We start from the raw sequence: 17467 nt of genomic DNA, 5'->3' as shown, positions 1-17467 counted from the left end.
CCCATAAAGTCTGAGCGCCCAGCCTTCTGCAAGAATCGCTTTCTTTTGGTTACTTTTCTTTTCGAGAAAAGAAAAGTGACACTTACATGTGCCCGAACGGGCTACCAAGCCCGCGCCGCTAGGCCCACAGAGACAGGCGCACTTGCATACACCTGAAGGACTCAAAAGGCCCGGGCCGCCAGGCCCACAGAGGCAGGCGCACTTGCATGCGCCTCAATKACCCAAAAGGCCCAGCCACAGACACAGGCGCCCTCTCATCCCCAGCCCCCCCCCCCTTTCACTCATAACTCCTAGCATCCTCAATCACCCTCCCATCCTGCGGCAACGACCCCGCAGCGACAAAACGCACCTCCCCACGCAAGCGCAACACCTCCCGCACCGATTCCCCGATCGCGCGGGCCAGGTTTTCATCATCCCCCGCGGCATCGCAATGCAAGGTCATCACATCGGCCCCCACGCGCCCCGTGACCACGAGGCGCGCCGCGCGCACCTCGGGATGCCGCCGCATGACTTCCCCCACCTGCCCGGGATGCACGAACATCCCCTTGACCTTGGTGGTCTGGTCGGCCCGGCCAAGCCATCCCTTGAGCCGCAGGTTGGTGCGCCCGCACGGGCTGGCGCGCTCGCCGGAGCCGGCCACGAAGGCGGAGAGATCGCCGGTGCCGAAGCGGATCAGCGGATAGTCGCCATTGCCGAGCACGGTGACCACCACCTCGCCGACCTCGCCTTCGCGCATCGGCTGCGTGCCACCGGGTTCGACGATTTCCACCAGCACGCCTTCGTCCACCACCCAGCCGTCGCCGCCTTCGGTTTCGTAGGCGATCAGCCCCACGTCCGCGCTGCCGTACATCTGCTGCACGCGGATGCCGCGCTCGCCGAACCACGCACGCAGCGACGGCGRCAGCGCTTCGCCCGATACCAGCGCCTTGCGCAGGCCGGTGCACGGCAAGCCCAGTTCGTCGCCCTTCTCCAGCAGGATGCGCAGGAACGACGGCGTGCCGGCGTAGGCCGCCGGCTGCAGGCTGGCCAGCGCCTGCACCTGCGACTCGGTCTGCCCCAMGCCTGCCGGGAACACGCAGCAGCCCAGCCGGTGCGCGCCCGACTCCATCATCATGCCGGCCGGCGTGAAGTGATAGGAATACGTGTTGTAGACCAGGTCCCCGGCGCGAAAGCCCGCGGCGAACATCGCGCGCGCAATGCGCCACCAGTCCGCGCCGTGGCCGTCCGGCTCATTGATCGGGCCGGGCGACTGGAAGATATGCCGCAGGCCGCCCAGCGGCGTGGCGTTGAGCCCGCCCAGCGGCGGCATCGCGCGCTGCCGCTGCGTCAGCTCCGACTTGCGCGTCACCGGCAGCGCCKCCAGCGCGGCGCGCGAGTCCAGCGCACGCGGGTCCACCTCGCGCAGCAGTTCCGCGAAGTACGGCGCATGCGCCTTGGCATGGGCTACCTGGCGCGACAAGTCCGCCAGCAGGGCCTGCGCGCGTACGTCCGGCGCGCGCGTTTCCAGCGAATCGAAGTGTTCAGACATGGTTTGGCTTGGGGTCGCGTGTGAATAGGCGGCTAACACTGTGAAAAAAGAAATCTGCCCAGCCCGGGAAATCGCCCCGGGAAAGGCCTAGGGCTCGGGGCGCGGGGCTCCCAACAAGCAGCTCGCGGCGCATCCGAGGCGCACGGCAGATCCATGAGCCCGTCTCAGGCGAGCCAGCGCTTGCGCCTGCGATAGCTTTTGACATCGCGGAAGGAGCTGCGCCCGCCGCCCTCGCCATCGTTCGCGGCCACGCMGAGGTAGAACTCMTTCACGTCCTCGTTGGAGCGCAGCGCTTCGGCCTCGCCATCCATCACCACGCGGCCGTTCTCGAGGATGTAGCCATAGTCGGCGTAGCGCAGTGCCACCATGGTGTTCTGCTCGGCGAGCAGGAAGCTGACCTTCTCGCGCTGGTTGAGGTCGCGCACGATCTCGAAGATCTCTTCGACGATTTGCGGCGCCAGACCCATGGAGGGTTCGTCGAGCAGGATCATGCTCGGCTTGGCCATCATGGCCCGGCCGATCGCGCACATCTGCTGCTCGCCACCGGAGGTGTAGCCCGCCTGCGATTTGCGGCGCGTCTTCAGGCGCGGGAAATAGGCGTAGATGCGCTCCAGCGCGTCGCGCGTCTCGGCGCGCGACAGCCCGCGCGTGTAGGCGCCGGTGAGCAGGTTCTCCTCCAGCGTCAGGTGGGCGAAGCAGTGGCGCCCTTCCATCACCTGGATCACGCCGCGCTTGACCAGTTCGTTGGGGGTGAGGCGGTCCACGCGGTCGCCGCGGTATTCGATCGAGCCCTTGGTGACGTCGCCGCGCTCCGCGTGCAGCAGGTTGGAGATGGCCTTGAGCGTGGTGGTCTTGCCCGCGCCGTTGGCGCCCAGCAGCGCCACGATCCGGCCTTCCGGCACATCGAGCGAAACGCCCTTGAGCACCAGGATGACGTGGTCGTAGATGACTTCGATGTTGTTGACGGACAAGAGGGTCATGGTACGGCTCGGTGGGTGTGTTCCTGACTTGCGTTGCTTGTTTCGCTTGGTTCGCTTGCTTCGCTTGTTTGCGGCTCCCCCCTCCCGCCTGCGGGAAAGGGGGAGCCGACAGGCAACATGCCTGTCAGCCGCTCAAGACTTCATGCAGGCCGGCGCAATCCCCTTCTCCTTCGCATACTGCGCCGCGGTCGCCTTGAACAGCGGGTGGATCAGGTTCTTGTTGCCTTCGATCCAGTCGGACACCACGGTCCACTTGGTGCCGTCCCATTGCTGGATCTTCACCTTGCCGGAGCCTTCGTGGTTGTCGCAGCTGGTCTTGATCTCGGGCAGCAGGCCGGTGGCGCCGAGCTGCTGGAGGCGCGCGTTGGTGAGATTGAGGTTCTCGAAGGCCCAGCGCATGTCCTCGCCGCTCATGACCTTGCCCTTGCCGAACTTGCCCTGCGCCACGCGGATGGCTTCCACGGTCACCACCGCAGCGGAGACGCCGCGGTTGTAAAGCACCGAGCCGACCTTGTTGCGGTCCTGCATATTGCCCTTGCCGGCGCCGTACACGACCTTGTCGATGTCAGCGATCAGCGGCACGTTCTTGCCGGCCACATTCCAGGTAGCGCTCATATAGCCCTTGGCGGCGTCGCCGGCGGGCACCGTGTCTTCCTCGGAGCCGGCCCACCAGGAGCCGATTATCTTGTCACGCGCGAAGCCCACCTTCTGCGCGGCCTTGAGCGCGGTCTGGTTCATCACGCCCCAGCCCCAGAAGATCACGTAGTCCGGGTTCTCCTGGCGGATCTTCAGCCACTGAGCGCCCTGCTCGTTGCCGGGGTGCGCCACCGGGATMTCGACCAGGTTGAACTTGCCGAGCTTGGCTTCGGCTTCCAGCGCCACGATGGGCTCCTTGCCGTAGGCTGAGTCGTGATACAGGTAGACGATCTTCTTGCCGGCCAGCGAGCCGCCGTTCTTGCCCGCCAGGAACTTGACGATGGCCGAGACCTGCATCTGGTAGGTGGTGACCAGCGGGAAGGCATAGGGGAAGACCGAGCCGTCCACCGCATCGGTGCGGCCGTAGCCCATCATCACCAGCGGCACCTTGTCGGCCGAGGTCTTGTCCACCAGCGCGTAGGAAATCCCGGTGGACATGGTGTGGTAGGCCGTGCCCTTGCTGGCCGCGCTCTTGGCCTTCAGGCGCTCGTAGCACTCCACGCCCTTGGCGTTGTTGTACTCGGTCTCGCACTCTTCCCACGAGAGCTTGACGCCATTGATGCCGCCGTCCTTCAGGTTGACGTAGTTCAGGTAATCGATGAAACCGCCGTAAAAGGACTGCCCGTTGGCGCCGTACGGCCCCACGCGGTAGCTGGGCAGCGCCACGAACTGCTCGCCGCTCTGGGCCTGCGCGGCCAGCGGTGCCAGCAGCGCGGCCGACGCACTCACCGCGAGCGCGATGCGCTGCAGATTGCGAATCAGGATGGTCATGACAGTCTCCTTCACCTTGAAAGGTGTGTGTTTGTTATGGAATACCCGTTCTGCTTGGTCCGACCTCGAAAGCTTGCTCCGTTGTTCAATGCGGAAACGGCCACAGGCGCAGCTTCTCCTTGGCGATCTGCCACAGCCGCGCCAGGCCGTGCGGCTCCACTACCAGGAAAAAGATGATTAGCGCGCCGAACACCATCAGCTGGATATGCGACACCGCCGCGTTGGTGAACGGCAGGTGCAGCAGCGCGGCCAGCGGCGGCAGCAGGTTGTCCAGGAAGATCGGCAGCAGCAGGATGAACGCCGCGCCGAGGAAGGAGCCCAGGATGCTGCCCACGCCGCCGATGATGATCATGAACAGCACGCGGAACGACAGGTCCAGCGAGAAGCCGTCCGGCTCCACCGAGCCGAGGTAGCAGAACGCGTAGAGCGCGCCGGCCACGCCGCAGTAGAACGAGCTGACGGCGAAGGCCAGCAGCTTGGTGCGCATCAGCGGGATGCCGATGACTTCCGCCGCCACGTCCATGTCGCGCACCGACATCCATGCACGCCCGGTGCTGGATCGCACAAGGTTCTTGGCCACCACCGCCAGCACCGTCACCAGCGCCAGCACGAACAGGTATTTCTTCACCGGCGTGTCGATGGCGATGCCGAACAGCGCGAGCTTCTGCGCGGTGATCACGCCGGAGGAGCTGTTGTTGGAGAACCAGGGGAACTTGGTCAGCGCCCACACCACGAAGAACTGCGCCGCCAGCGTGGCCACGGCGAGGTAGAAGCCCTTGATGCGCAGCGACGGCAGGCCGAACGCCACGCCCACCACCGCGGCGGACAAGCCGGCCAGGATGAAGGTCAGCAAGACCGGCAGGCCCTCGATGCGCAACTGGAAGTTGTACGCGGCATAGGCGCCCACCGCCATGAAGGCAGCGGTGCCGAGCGAGAGCTGGCCGGCGTAGCCGGTGAGGATGTTCAGGCCGAGTGCCGCCAGCGCGAAGATCAGGAACGGGATCAGGATGGCGGAGAACCAGTATTCCGATGCGGTGAACGGAATCGCCACGAAGGCCACCGCCATCAGCACCGCAACGCCGATGCGATCCTGGCGGATGGGGAATACCTGGCTGTCGGCCACATAGCTGGTCTTGAACTGGCCGGCTTCACGATAGAACATGGGGTTGTCTCCTGTTGGGGCCGTGCCGCTCAGACGCGGTCGATATGTTTCTCGCCGAACAATCCTTCCGGCCTGACGAGGAGAAACAGCAGCGCGAATACGTATGGGAACCACCCTTCGATGCCGCCGAAGTTGCCGCCAAAGGCGGACTGGAACACCGGGGGGATATAGATCTCGGCCAGCTTCTCCGACGCGCCGATGATGAGCCCGCCGACGATGRCGCCCGGCACCGAGGTGAAGCCGCCCAGGATCAGCACCGGCAGCGCCTTGAGCGCGGTCAGTGTCAGCGCGAACTGCACGCCATTGCGCGAGCCCCACAACATGCCCGCCACCAGCGCGACGAAACCCGCCACGCCCCACACGATGGCCCAGATATGCTGCAGCGGAATGCCCAGCGACAACGCCGCCTGGTGATCGTCCGCCACCGCGCGCAGCGCGCGGCCCACCTTGGTGAACTGGAAGAACAGCGCCAGCGCACCCACCAGGATGCCGGCGATGGCGGCTGCCGCCAGGTCGAACTTGGACAGCACGATATTGAAGCGCGTCAGGATGGCCTCGATCGGCTCGTCGACGATGCCGAGGTTGATCGGGCGCACTTCGTTGCCGAACAGCAGCGGCCCCAGCCCCTCGAGGAAGAAGGACAGCCCGATGGTGGCCATGAACAGCGTGATGGGCGGCTGGTTGACCAGCTTGCGCAGCACCAGCCGCTCGGTGCTGATGCCGACCACCAGCATCACGCCGAACGCGCCGATCACCGCGGCCCACATSGGCAGGCCCTTGTCCATCAGCCCCACCACGGCCAGCGCGGCGAAATAGACCATCGCACCTTGGGCGAAGTTGAATACGCCCGACGCCTTGTAGATCAGCACGAAGCCCAGCGCCACCAGCGAATACATCAGTCCCGACAGCAGGCCGCCGATCAGGATCTCGAAGAAGAACGTCATGGTGTTCCTTGTTCCCTGTTTTCTGCTTCTTGTGTCTTGCCGTACCGCGCGGTGCGTGCTCAGTGGCCGGCGCCGAGGTAGGCCCGGATCACGTCCGGATTGGCCTTGACCGCGTCGGGGGTGCCGTCGCCGATCTTCTTGCCGTAGTCGAGCACCACCACGCGGTCGGAGATATCCATCACCACGCCCATGTCATGCTCGATCAGCACGATGGTGGTGCCGAACTGGTGGTTCACGTCCAGGATGAAGCGGCACATGTCCTGCTTCTCTTCCACGTTCATGCCCGCCATGGGTTCGTCGAGCAGCAGCATGGAAGGCTCGGCCGCCAGCGCGCGCGCCAGCTCCACGCGCTTTTGCAGGCCGTAGGGCAGGCGTCCCACCGGCGTCTTGCGGATGGCCTGGATTTCCAGGAAGTCGATCACTTCCTCGACCTTGCGGCGATGCTGCATTTCCTCGTTGCGCGCCGGCCCCCACCACAGCGCGTTGGCCAGCAGGCCGCTGCGGAATTTGGTGTTGCGCCCGGTCATGATGTTGTCGAGCACGGTCATGCCCTTGAACAGCGCKATGTTCTGGAAGGTGCGCGCGATGCCCTGGCGCGCGGCCTCGGTGGGATGCATCTTGCGGCGTTCCTCGCCGCGGAACACGATGCGGCCCTGCTGCGGGTGATAGACCCCGTTGATGACGTTGAGCATGGAACTCTTGCCCGCGCCGTTGGGGCCGATGATGGCGCGGATCTCATGCTCGCGCACATCGAACGAGATATCCGTGAGCGCCTTCACGCCGCCGAACGACAGCGAGATATGCTGCAGGTCCAGGATCACCTCGCCGGCGTGCCGCTCCTGCGCCTGCGCGGCCGCGGCCTGCGCACTGTCCTGCGGCAGTTCCGCCTCGGTCGCCACCGCGGACGCGCCGCTCCATGCGGGCTGGCCATCGCCGCCGCGCGCTACGCCTTGCCATGCCATCTGCGTCATCCTCCCGCCCCCGCTCATGCCGCGCGCGCCGCGCCGGCGGCGGGCGGAAAGCGCTTCACGTCAACCAGCTTCAAGGTGGCCGAGACGCTGCCTTCGCGCCCGTCCTCGAACTTCACGCGCGTCTCGATGAACTGTTCCGCCTTGCCCGCGAACAGCGCGTCGACCAGCACCGCGTACTTGTCGGCKATAAAGCCGCGCCGCACCTTGCGCGTGCGCGTCAGTTCGTCGTCGTCGGGGTCCAGCTCCTTGTGCAGGATCAGGAAGCGCGCGACCTGCGAGCCGGCCAGCATGGCGTCCGCAGCCAGGTCCGCGTTCACCTGCGCCACGCACTCGCCGATCATCTCGATCACTTCCGGCCGCCCGGCCAGGTCGATATAGCCCGCGTACGGCAGGTGGCGCCGCTCGGCCCAGTTGCCCACCGCGTCGAAATCGATGTTGACGAAGGCGCAGACATTGTCGCGGCCCGTGCCGAAGGCCACKGCTTCCTTGATGTAGGGGAAGAACTTGAGCTTGTTCTCGATGTACTTGGGCGCGAACATCGAGCCGTCGGCGAGCTTGCCCACGTCCTTGGCGCGGTCGATGATCTTGAGGTGGCCGTCGGCATCGATCACGCCGGCGTCGCCGGTCATGAAATAGCCTTCGTCGTTGATGGCCTCGCGGGTGGCGTCGTCGCGCTTGTAGTAGGACTTGAGCAGGCCCACGCCGCGCACCAGCACCTCGCCGTTGTCGGCGATGCGGATCTCCATGCCCGGCGCGGCCGGCCCCACGGAGTCGAACTTGACCTTGCCGTCGGGCTGCAGGCAGACATAGGCGCAGGTCTCGGTCTGGCCGTAGAACTGCTTGAGGTTGACGCCGATGGAGCGGTAGAAGCGGAACAGGTCCGGCCCGATGGCCTCGCCGGCGGTATAGCCCACGCGGATACGGCTCATGCCAAGCACATTGCGCAGCGGCCCGTAGATCAGCACCTCGCCCGCCAGGTAGCGCAGGCGGTCGGCCAGCGGCACCGGGCGCCCGTCCAGCATGTCCGTGCCGCAGCGGCGCGCCACGTTCATGGCCCAGTGGAACAAGCGGCGCTTGAGCCAGCCCGCGTCTTCCATGCGGATCATCACCTGCGTGAGCAGGTTCTCGTAGATGCGCGGCGGCGCGAAGTAATAGGTGKGGCCGATCTCGCGCAGGTCGGTCATCACGGTATCGCGCGACTCCGGGCAATTCACCGTGAAGCCTGCCACCAGGGCTTGCGCGTACGAGAACAGGTTGTCGCCGACCCATGCCATCGGCAGGTAGGACAGCACATCGTCGCCGGCCACCAGCCCGTCGAACGCGCAACCGTTGCGCGCCGCGCCGATCAGGCCGCGGTGCGAGTGGCACACGCCCTTCGGCTTGCCGGTGGTGCCGGAGGTGTAGAGGATGATGGCGGTGTCGTCGGGCGAGCCCGCCTCGACGGCGGCATCGAAGTAGCCTGGGTTGGCGCGGTCGAACTCGCGGCCGATTTCCTGCAGGCGCTGGTACGACATCAGCGCCGGATGATCGTAGCCGCGCAGCCCGCGCGGGTCTTCATAGATGACGTGGCGCACGGTGCGGCCCTGCTCCGCGAGCTGGGCCTGCACCTCGAGCAGCTTGTCCACCTGCTCCTGGTCTTCGACGATGGCGAAATCGATCTCGGCGTCGTTGAGCACATAGACCATMTCGCCGCCGATGGCGTCCTGGTACAGCGGCACCGGCACGCCGCCGAGCGCCTGCGCGGCGCTCATGGCCCAGTACAGGCGCGGGCGGTTGTCGCCGACCACTGCCAGGTTCATGCCGCGCGTAAAGCCCAGCGCTGCCATGCCGCAGGCCAGCGCGCGCACCTCCTGCGCGGCCTGCGCCCAGTTGTAGGTCTGCCAGATTCCGAGATCCTTCTCGCGGTAAGCCGGGCTTCCGGGCCGCTGCTGGGCATGCGCCAGCAGCAGGCGCGGGAAGGTCGTCGCCGACGGTTCCTGCATCGCTGTCTCCTGTCCCTCGGTGGCGGGGATCCGCCACCGGTGTCAAGCCTGCATCCGCTGGTTATACTTGGCCAGTTTTGCCCGGCGACGCAAACATGCGTTCGCCGCAGCGCATCAAGCCCGCCGCGCCTTTCCTGGCGCGCACTCGCGGTTCGTGGTGATCGTAAGATAGTTCATGCCATTTCCCCCGGTTGTCACGCCGGTGACAATTCGGGGTTAATCCCTACGGGAAGGGTTTTCAGCTAATGCTTAACGATTTTGTGGATCGCTGCGTATGGGCAGCCGATCTCAGTCCCGAGCAACGCGACCGTGTGCGCCGCGCCATGTGTGTGCGCGAATATAGCCAGGGCGACTACGTCTGCCACAAGGGCGACGTGGCCGAGCACTGGATGGGCGTGCTCGAGGGGATCGTGAAGATCACCACCGTCTCGCCCTCKGGCAAGTCGGTCACCTTCACCGGCGTGCCCACCGGTGGCTGGTTCGGCGAAGGGGCCGTGCTCAAGCGCGAGATCCGCAAGTACGACGTGATGGCGCTGCGCCGCTCGCGCATTGCCTTCCTTCCACTCGACACCTTCCAGTGGCTGCTCGATACCAGCCTGCCGTTCACGCGCTTCTTGCTCACGCAGTTCAACGAGCGGCTCGGGCAGTTCATCGCGGCGGTGGAATACGAGCGCCTGCTCGACATCGATTCGCGCGTGGCGCGCGCGGTGTCTTCGCTGTTCAACGAACATCTGTACCCCGGGCTGGGCACCACGCTCGAGATTTCGCAGGAAGAGATCGGCTTGCTGGCGGGCATATCGCGGCAGCGGGCCAACCAGGCGCTGAAGGTGCTGGAGCAGCAGGGCCTGGTGAAAGTGGACTACGGGGTGATCGAGGTACTCGACCTAGACGGMTTGCGGCAGTATGGGGAGTGAATGAAGCGGGAATGGCTGCGAGCGGGACGGGCATGTTTCCCGGCGATGCACACGATGCACACGATCCACACGATCCACACGATGCGCACGATGCGCACTTCGGGCCTTCCGCTCCGCCCCCTGCGGTGCGCACCGGTCACCACCGCGGGTTGCCGACCTCGGGGGTCAAAGCCTTTGATGCAGATATTGAAATTAATTGAAGCTGCCTGCGCCGGCGGCGTGATTGAAGGCCCGGCCGCACCGGCAAGCTGCAAAATGCGGCAAAACCGCACCTGAATCGTGCCGTCCGGGCTGCCTGATCAGGCACCTGGGACCGGTCGCAGGCGAAATCTGCGGCATCTTGCCGCAGGTCGTCCCGGTTTGTTACKGGCCATTAATCGTTTGAAATATTCCGGCAAGACAATCCCCGGGAAAACCCTCGATAGGCGGGATAGAATCGCCTACCTGTACATCGGTAGGCAAGCGTCAGGCCAGCCCTGGCAACAGCCGGGGCGGCATATTCCTTGCTGGATTCGCCGGGGACCGGCGCAGTCCCGAGGGCACCTGGCGTCCGGGCCGCCCACGCCGCCGCGCGCCGGCGGCGCACGCAATTTACCGTGCCGGCTTACCGCTGCGACCGCATCACGGACTGTCGCGGCGGCGCACGGCCGTCATGGTTCCGCAGTCTTTCAATCTTCTAGGAAATCGCAATGCAACGATCGCGCACCATGCGTGCTTTGATTCCGGGCGTGCTGGGGATTGCCCTGGCGACGCTCGCCGGATGCGGCAAAAAGGAACAAGCCGGGACCCCGCCGCCGCCGCAGGTGGGCGTGGTGACGCTGGCACCGGAATCGGTCATGGTCAATTCCGAACTGCCGGGCCGGACTTCGGCCTACCTGGTCGCCGAAGTGCGGCCGCAGGTCGACGGCATCATCCAGCGCCGCCTGTTCAAGGAAGGCAGCGACGTCAAGCAGGGGCAGCAGCTGTACCAGATCGATCCTTCGACCTACGAGGCCACCTACAAGAGCGCGCAGGCCACGCTGGAATCGACCCGGCTGCTGGCGGAGCGCTATGGCAAGCTGGTCGCCGACGAAGCGGTCAGCAAGCAGGCCGCGGCCGAAGCCAGGGCGTCCTTCCTGCAGGCGCAGGCGGCGGTCCAGCGTGCCGAGATCAACMTGCGCTACACCAAGGTCCTGTCGCCGATCTCCGGGCGCATCGGGCGCTCCAACGTCACCGAGGGCGCGCTCGCGGTCAATGGCCAGGCAACCGCGCTGGCGACGGTCCAGCAGATCGACCCGATCTATGTCGACGTGACCCAGCCGTCGGCCACGCTGCTGCGCCTGCGCCGCGAACTGGCCGACGGCAAGCTCGAGGGCGCGGGCTCGAACGCGGCCAGGGTAAGCCTGAAGCTCGAGGACGGTACCGCGTACCCGGAAAGCGGCAGGCTTGAATTCTCCGAGGTGTCGGTCGACCAGGGCACCGGCTCGGTGACGCTGCGCGCGGTGTTCCCGAACCCGAACCATGTGCTGCTGCCGGGCATGTTCGTCCATGCGCGCCTGAGCGAAGGCGTCAAGGCCAACGCGATCCTGGCGCCGCAGGTCGGCGTGACGCGCGACCTGAAGGGCCAGGCCACCGCGCTGGTCGTGAACGCGAAGGATGAGGTCGAACTGCGCCCGCTCACGACCGACCGCGCGGTCGGCGACAAGTGGCTCGTGACCAGTGGCCTCAATGCCGGCGACCGCCTCATCGTCGACGGCCTGCAGTTCGTCCGCCCGGGCGCGAAGGTCAGGCCCGTGCCGGCAGCCACGACGGCCGCCGGCGGGGCATCGGACGCCGCCGCGCGGGCCAAGTCCTGATACCGCACGCAGGGTAAGGAACAAGGGATAAGGATCCTCCATGTCTAATTTCTTCATCGATCGCCCGATCTTCGCCTGGGTGATCGCGCTGGTCATCATGCTGGCCGGCGTGCTCTCGATCCGGGCGCTGCCGATCAGCCAGTACCCGGCGATCGCGCCGCCGACCATCGCCATCTCGGTCAACTACCCCGGCGCTTCCGCCGAGACGGTGCAGGACACGGTCGTGCAGGTCATCGAGCAACAGCTCAATGGCCTGGACCGCCTGCGCTACATCTCGTCGGAGAGCAACTCCGACGGCAGCATGACCATCACCGTGACGTTCGAGCAGGGCACCAACCCCGACATCGCGCAGGTGCAGGTCCAGAACAAGCTGCAGCTGGCGACGCCGCTCCTGCCACAGGAAGTGCAGCAACAAGGCATCCGCGTCACCAAGTCGGTGCGTAACTTCCTGGTCATCGTGKGMCTGGTCTCCAGCGATCCGAAGGTGACGCGCGAAGACCTGTCGAACTACATCGTCTCKAACATCCAGGATCCGCTGTCGCGCACCTACGGCGTGGGCGACTTCCAGGTCTTCGGCTMGCAATACGCCATGCGGGTGTGGATCGATCCGGCCAAGCTCAACAGCTACCAGCTCGCCCCGCTCGACGTCAGCAACGCCATCAAGGCGCAGAACGTGCAGGTGGCCTCCGGCCAGCTGGGCGGGCTGCCGGCGGTCAGCGGCCAGCAGCTCAACGCCAGCGTGATCGGCAAGACCCGCCTGCAGACCAGCGAGCAGTTCGGCAACATCCTGCTCAAGGTCAACCCGGATGGCTCGCAGGTGCGGCTCAAGGACGTCGCGAAGGTGGAGCTGGGCGGGCAGGACTACAACATCAACGCGCAGTACAACGGCCAGCCGGCATCCGGCATCGCCGTGCGCCTGGCCAGCGGCGCGAACGCGCTGGAGACGGTCAAGGCAATCCGCGCCACGCTGAACCAGTTGCAGCCGTTCTTCCCGTCGGGCATGAAAGTGGTGTTCCCGTACGACACCTCGCCGGTGATCGCGGGCTCCATCCACGAGGTGGTGAAGACGCTGCTGGAAGCCATCGTGCTGGTGTTCCTGGTGATGTACCTGTTCCTGCAGAACGTSCGCGCCACGCTGATCCCCACCATCGCCGTGCCGGTGGTGCTGCTCGGCACCTTCGGCGTGCTGTCCGCGTTCGGCTACTCGATCAACACACTGACCATGTTCGGCATGGTGCTGGCGATCGGCCTGCTGGTGGACGACGCGATCGTGGTGGTGGAGAACGTCGAGCGGGTGATGGCCGAGGAAGGGCTCTCGCCCAGGGAGGCCGCGCGCAAGTCGATGGGGCAGATCCAGGGCGCGCTGGTCGGCATCGCGATGGTGCTGTCGGCGGTGTTCCTGCCGATGGCATTCTTCGGTGGCTCGACCGGCGTGATCTACCGGCAGTTCTCGATCACCATCGTCTCGTCGATGGTGCTGTCGGTCCTGGTGGCGCTGATMCTGACGCCGGCGCTGTGCGCGACCATGCTCAAGCCAATCGACAAGGGCGACCACGGCGAGCACAAGACAGGTTTCTTCGGCTGGTTCAACCGCAAGTTCATCTCGACCACGCAGGGCTACGAGCGCAGCGTGAAGGGGATCTTGCGCCGGCGCGTGCCGTTCCTGCTGCTCTATGTCGCGATCGTGGCGGGGATKGCCTTCCTGTTCACGCGCATCCCGACCTCGTTCCTGCCGGAAGAAGACCAGGGCGTGCTGTACGCCCAGGTGCAGACGCCGCCGGGCGCGACCGCCGAGCGCACGCAGAAGGTGCTCGACCAGATGCGCAACTACCTGCTGAAGGACGAGGGCAAGGTGGTGGACTCGCTGTTCACGGTCAACGGCTTCAACTTCGCCGGCCGCGGCCAGAACTCGGGCCTCGCGTTTGTCCTGCTCAAGCCCTGGGAGGAGCGCGGCGGAGACGATACCAGCGTGTTCGACCTCACCAAGCGCGCGCAGCGCAAGTTCATGTCGTTCCGCGATTCGCTGTCGTTCGCGTTCGCGCCGCCCGCCGTGCAGGAGCTCGGCAACGCCACCGGCTTCGACCTGTACCTGCAGGACCAGGCCGGCCTGGGCCACCAGGCGCTGATGAATGCACGCGACAAGTTCCTGCAGCTKGCGTCGAAGAACCCGGTGCTCCAGCGCGTGCGCCCGAACGGCCTGAACGACCAGCCGCAGTACATGCTCGATATCGACGACGAAAAGGCGCGCGCGCTCGGCGTGTCGCTGACGGACGTCAACAGCACCGTGTCGATCGCCTGGGGCTCGAGCTACGTCAACGACTTCGTCGACCGCGGTCGCGTCAAGCGGGTCTACCTGCAGGGCGAGCCCAATTCGCGCATGAACCCGGACGACGTCGACAAGTGGTTCGTGCGCAATGACAAGGGCGCCATGGTCCCGTTCTCGGCGTTCGCCACCGGCAAGTGGGGCTTCGGCTCACCCAAGCTGCAGCGCTACAACGGCGTGCCGGCGGTGGAAGTGCTGGGCGAGCCGGCCGCCGGCCGCAGCTMGGGCGAGGCGATGGCCGCGGTGGAGGAGATCATGAAGCAGATGCCCCCGGGCATCGGCTACGCGTGGACCGGCTTGTCGTATGAGGAACGGCTGTCGGGCTCGCAGGCGCCCGCGCTGTATGCGCTGTCGCTGCTCGTGGTGTTCCTGTGCCTGGCCGCGCTCTACGAGAGCTGGTCGATCCCGTTCTCGGTGATGCTGGTGGTGCCGCTGGGCGTGATCGGTGCGCTGCTCGCCACGCTGCTGCGCGGCCTGTCCAACGACGTGTTCTTCCAGGTGGGGCTGCTGACCACGGTGGGCCTGTCGGCCAAGAATGCGATCCTGATCGTGGAGTTCGCCAAGGAGCTGCACGAGCAGGGCAAGGGCATGGTCGAAGCGGCGATCGAGGCCTGCCGCATGCGCCTGCGCCCGATCGTGATGACCTCGCTTGCGTTCATGCTCGGCGTGGCACCGCTGGCCATCTCCAGCGGCGCCGGCGCCGGCAGCCAGCACGCCATCGGCACGGGCGTGATCGGCGGCATGATCACCGCGACCATCCTGGCCATCTTCTGGGTGCCCTTGTTCTTCGTCGCGGTAGGCTCGCTGTTCAAGGGCAAGAAGCGCGACGACGCCGGCACGCTCAACAAGGAAGCGCTCCAATGAAGAAACACGTGATTTGCCTGGCCGCCGCGGCGGCGCTCGCGGCGCTGTCCGGTTGCAGCCTGATCCCGCACTACGATCGCCCGGCCGCGCCCGTCGACGCGGCCTATCCGCAAGGCCCGGCCTACCCGCCGGCCGATGCGGCGGCACCCGCGGCGGCCGACCTCGGCTKGCGCGATTACTTTGCCGATCCGCGCCTGCGCCGGCTCATCGAAGCCGCGCTGGACAACAATCGCGACCTGCGCGTGGCCGCGCTCAACGTGGAAGCCTACCGCGCGCAGTACCGCATCCAGCGCGCGGACCTGTTCCCCGAGGTGGATGCCAGCGCGTCCGGCTTGCGCCAGCGCGTGCCCGCCGACCTGTCGACCACGGGCCGGCGCCTCATCAGCAGCAGCTACGGCTTGTCGCTCGGCACCACCGCGTGGGAGCTGGACCTGTTTGGCCGCGTGCGCAGCCTGAGCACCGCCACGCTCGAGCGCTACTTCAGCAGCCAGGAGGCCATGCGGAGCACCCATATCGCCCTGGTGGCGAGCGTGGCCGATGCCTACCTGGCACTGCGCGCGGACGAGGCGCTGCTGCAGCTCACGCGCGACACGCTCGGCACCTACGAGCGCACCTACCGCCTGACCAGGCGCAGCTACGACGAGGGCATTGCCTCGCGCCTGGACCTGCGCCAGTCGCAGACCAGCGTCGAGACCGCGCGCGCCAGCCTGGCGCGCTACACGCGGCAGGTGGCGCAGGACGAGAACGCGCTGTTGCAGCTGCTCGGCACCAGCAGCATGCCGGCCGACCTGCCCGCGGGCCTGGCCCTGGACCAGAAACTGATCGCCGACGTTCCCGCCGGCCTGCCTTCGGATCTGCTGCAGAACCGGCCCGACATCCTCGCGGCCGAGCACCAGCTGCTGTCGGCCAACGCGAACATCGGCGCGGCACGGGCGGCATTCTTCCCCAGCATCAGCCTGACCGCGTCGGCCGGCACTGCCAGCAACCAGCTCTCCGGCCTGTTCGATGCGGGCTCCGGCACGTGGCTGTTCCAGCCGCACATCAACCTGCCGCTGTTCACGGCCGGCAGCCTGCAGGCCAGCCTCGACTACGCGCGCATCCAGAAGGACATCAACGTCGCGCTGTACGAGCGCACCATCCAGACGGCGTTCCGCGAAGTCGCCGACGGGCTGGCCGCGCGCGGCACCTTCGGCGACCAGCTCGCGGCGCAGCTGCGCCTGGTGGATGCKACGCAGGACTACTACAAGCTTGCCGAGGAACGCTACCGCACGGGTGTCGACAACTACCTGACCGTGCTCGACGCGCAGCGCCAGTTGTTMAATGCGCAGCAGATCCTGATCGGCAACCGGTTCAACCAGCTGAGCAGCGAGGTCAACCTGTACAAGGCGCTTGGCGGCGGGTGGAAGGCTGCGTCGGTGGTACCGGCGCCTGCGGCGGGGACGCCGGCTTCGTAGGCGGGTTCCAGGCCGCTGTATCGCCCGGGAGGACGGCGCGGCGCACGCCTCTCCCGCGCGTGGTAGAGCAACCGTGTCAAGCGGGACGCAAGCCCCCTGCACAAAAAAAGGCCGGCGACGGGCATCCCGTCGCCGGCCTTTCCTTTTTGGCGTCTGGCGTCTGGCGCCTGCCTGCCGTCTTACTTGCTGTAGACGTACACGCCGCGCCCGGTCTTGCGGCCCAGGTAGCCCGCGGCCACCATCTCGCGCATCAGCATCGCCGGGCGGTACTTCGGATCGGCAAATTCCGTGTACAGCACTTCCATCACCGCCAGCATGGTATCCAGGCCGATCATGTCGGCCAGCGCCAGCGGGCCGATCGGGTGGTTGCAGCCCAGCTTCATGGCTTCGTCGATCTCTTCCGGCGCGGCCAGGCCTTCGCCCAGCACGCAGAAGGCTTCGTTGATCATCGGGCAGAGGATGCGGTTGACCACGAAGCCCGGGTTGTTCTTGACCGTGACGGGATACTTGCCGAGTTGCTTCGACAGCGCCTCGACCAGTGCGTGCGCGGTGTCGCTGGTCTGCAGGCCGCGGATCAGTTCGACCAGGGCCATCATCGGCACCGGGTTGAAGAAGTGCATGCCGATGAAGTTGGCCGGGCGGCTGACGACTGCCGCCAGCTTGGTGATCKAGATKGAGGACGTGTTGGATGCCACCACCACGTCGTCGCCGACGATGGCGTCGATCTGCTTGAGGATCTTGACCTTGAGGTCGAAGTTCTCGGTGGCGGCTTCGATCACGATGTCGGCGGCCTTGAGATCGTCATAGGCGGTCGAGCCCTTGATGCATGCCAGCGCAGCGTCCTTGTCGGCTTCGCTGATCTTGTCCTTCTTGATCAGGCGGTCCAGGCTGCCCGCGACGGTGGCGATGCCCTTCTGCACCGCCGCTTCACTGATGTCCACCATCACCACGTTCAGGCCCACCACGGCGCATGCCTGCGCGATGCCGTTGCCMATGGTGCCGGCGCCTACGATGCCAACTGTCCTGATTCCCATCTTCTCTTC

Annotated in this window: 12 protein-coding genes; 4 read left to right on the top strand and 8 right to left on the bottom strand. The window is 66.2% G+C overall.

Annotated features, from left to right (window positions below; genetic code table 11):
* Positions 1 to 277: 277 nt before the first annotated feature.
* The 7 genes from AC1DKV_RS33005 to AC1DKV_RS32975 form a co-directional block, all read right to left on the bottom strand.
* Positions 278 to 1528, bottom strand: a complete 1251-nt coding sequence (locus tag AC1DKV_RS33005) for a phenylacetate--CoA ligase family protein (protein WP_477138967.1) — start codon at positions 1526 to 1528, stop codon at positions 278 to 280.
* Between the two features lie 164 nt (positions 1529 to 1692).
* Positions 1693 to 2508, bottom strand: a complete 816-nt coding sequence (locus AC1DKV_RS33000; RefSeq protein WP_477138966.1) for an ABC transporter ATP-binding protein — start codon at positions 2506 to 2508, stop codon at positions 1693 to 1695.
* A 132-nt stretch (positions 2509 to 2640) separates the two neighbouring features.
* Positions 2641 to 3975, bottom strand: a complete 1335-nt coding sequence (locus AC1DKV_RS32995) for an ABC transporter substrate-binding protein (protein ID WP_477138965.1) — start codon at positions 3973 to 3975, stop codon at positions 2641 to 2643.
* An 85-nt stretch (positions 3976 to 4060) separates the two neighbouring features.
* On the bottom strand, positions 4061 to 5137 hold the full coding sequence (locus AC1DKV_RS32990; protein WP_441617644.1) for a branched-chain amino acid ABC transporter permease: 1077 nt from the start codon (positions 5135 to 5137) through the stop codon (positions 4061 to 4063).
* 29 nt (positions 5138 to 5166) lie between these two features.
* Positions 5167 to 6081 carry a branched-chain amino acid ABC transporter permease gene (locus AC1DKV_RS32985; RefSeq protein WP_477138964.1) on the bottom strand — a complete coding sequence of 305 codons (915 nt, stop codon included), beginning with the start codon at positions 6079 to 6081 and terminating at the stop codon, positions 5167 to 5169.
* A gap of 59 nt (positions 6082 to 6140) precedes the next feature.
* On the bottom strand, positions 6141 to 7052 hold the full coding sequence (locus AC1DKV_RS32980) for an ABC transporter ATP-binding protein (RefSeq protein ID WP_441617640.1): 912 nt from the start codon (positions 7050 to 7052) through the stop codon (positions 6141 to 6143).
* 14 nt (positions 7053 to 7066) lie between these two features.
* A complete protein-coding gene (locus AC1DKV_RS32975; protein ID WP_477138963.1) occupies positions 7067 to 9034 on the bottom strand; it encodes an AMP-dependent synthetase/ligase in 1968 nt (655 codons plus the stop codon).
* Between the two features lie 245 nt (positions 9035 to 9279).
* Here AC1DKV_RS32975 and AC1DKV_RS32970 point away from each other — a divergent pair, with 245 nt between their 5' ends.
* From AC1DKV_RS32970 to adeC, 4 genes are all read left to right on the top strand, one after another.
* The gene (locus AC1DKV_RS32970) at positions 9280 to 9948 is read left to right on the top strand and encodes a Crp/Fnr family transcriptional regulator (protein WP_441617636.1); all 669 of its coding nucleotides are present in this window, start codon (positions 9280 to 9282) and stop codon (positions 9946 to 9948) included.
* Between the two features lie 689 nt (positions 9949 to 10637).
* The gene (locus tag AC1DKV_RS32965) at positions 10638 to 11783 is read left to right on the top strand and encodes an efflux RND transporter periplasmic adaptor subunit (RefSeq protein WP_477138962.1); all 1146 of its coding nucleotides are present in this window, start codon (positions 10638 to 10640) and stop codon (positions 11781 to 11783) included.
* A gap of 40 nt (positions 11784 to 11823) precedes the next feature.
* Positions 11824 to 14970, top strand: a complete 3147-nt coding sequence (locus AC1DKV_RS32960; protein ID WP_477138961.1) for an efflux RND transporter permease subunit — start codon at positions 11824 to 11826, stop codon at positions 14968 to 14970.
* Positions 14967 to 16424, top strand: a complete 1458-nt coding sequence (adeC, locus tag AC1DKV_RS32955) for an AdeC/AdeK/OprM family multidrug efflux complex outer membrane factor (RefSeq protein ID WP_477138960.1) — start codon at positions 14967 to 14969, stop codon at positions 16422 to 16424. The genes AC1DKV_RS32960 and adeC overlap by 4 nt, the downstream gene beginning before the upstream one ends.
* Before the next feature lie 179 nt (positions 16425 to 16603).
* Here the strand turns inward: adeC and AC1DKV_RS32950 are convergent, their stop codons facing one another.
* Entirely contained in the window at positions 16604 to 17458 is an 855-nt protein-coding gene (locus AC1DKV_RS32950; protein ID WP_477138959.1) for a 3-hydroxybutyryl-CoA dehydrogenase, read from the bottom strand.
* Positions 17459 to 17467: the final 9 nt, after the last annotated feature.

It is taken from the genome of Cupriavidus sp. 05T41 (genome assembly GCF_056396525.1).
Note: the sequence above shows the minus strand (reverse complement) of the source record. Positions and strands in the feature narration are given on the sequence as shown.

What these genes read in the sequence shown, in the direction of transcription:
- AC1DKV_RS32990 (WP_441617644.1), bottom strand. Translation starts at nt 5,137, where the DNA reads ATGTTCTATCGTGAAGCCGGCCAGTTCAAGACCAGCTATGTGGCCGAC.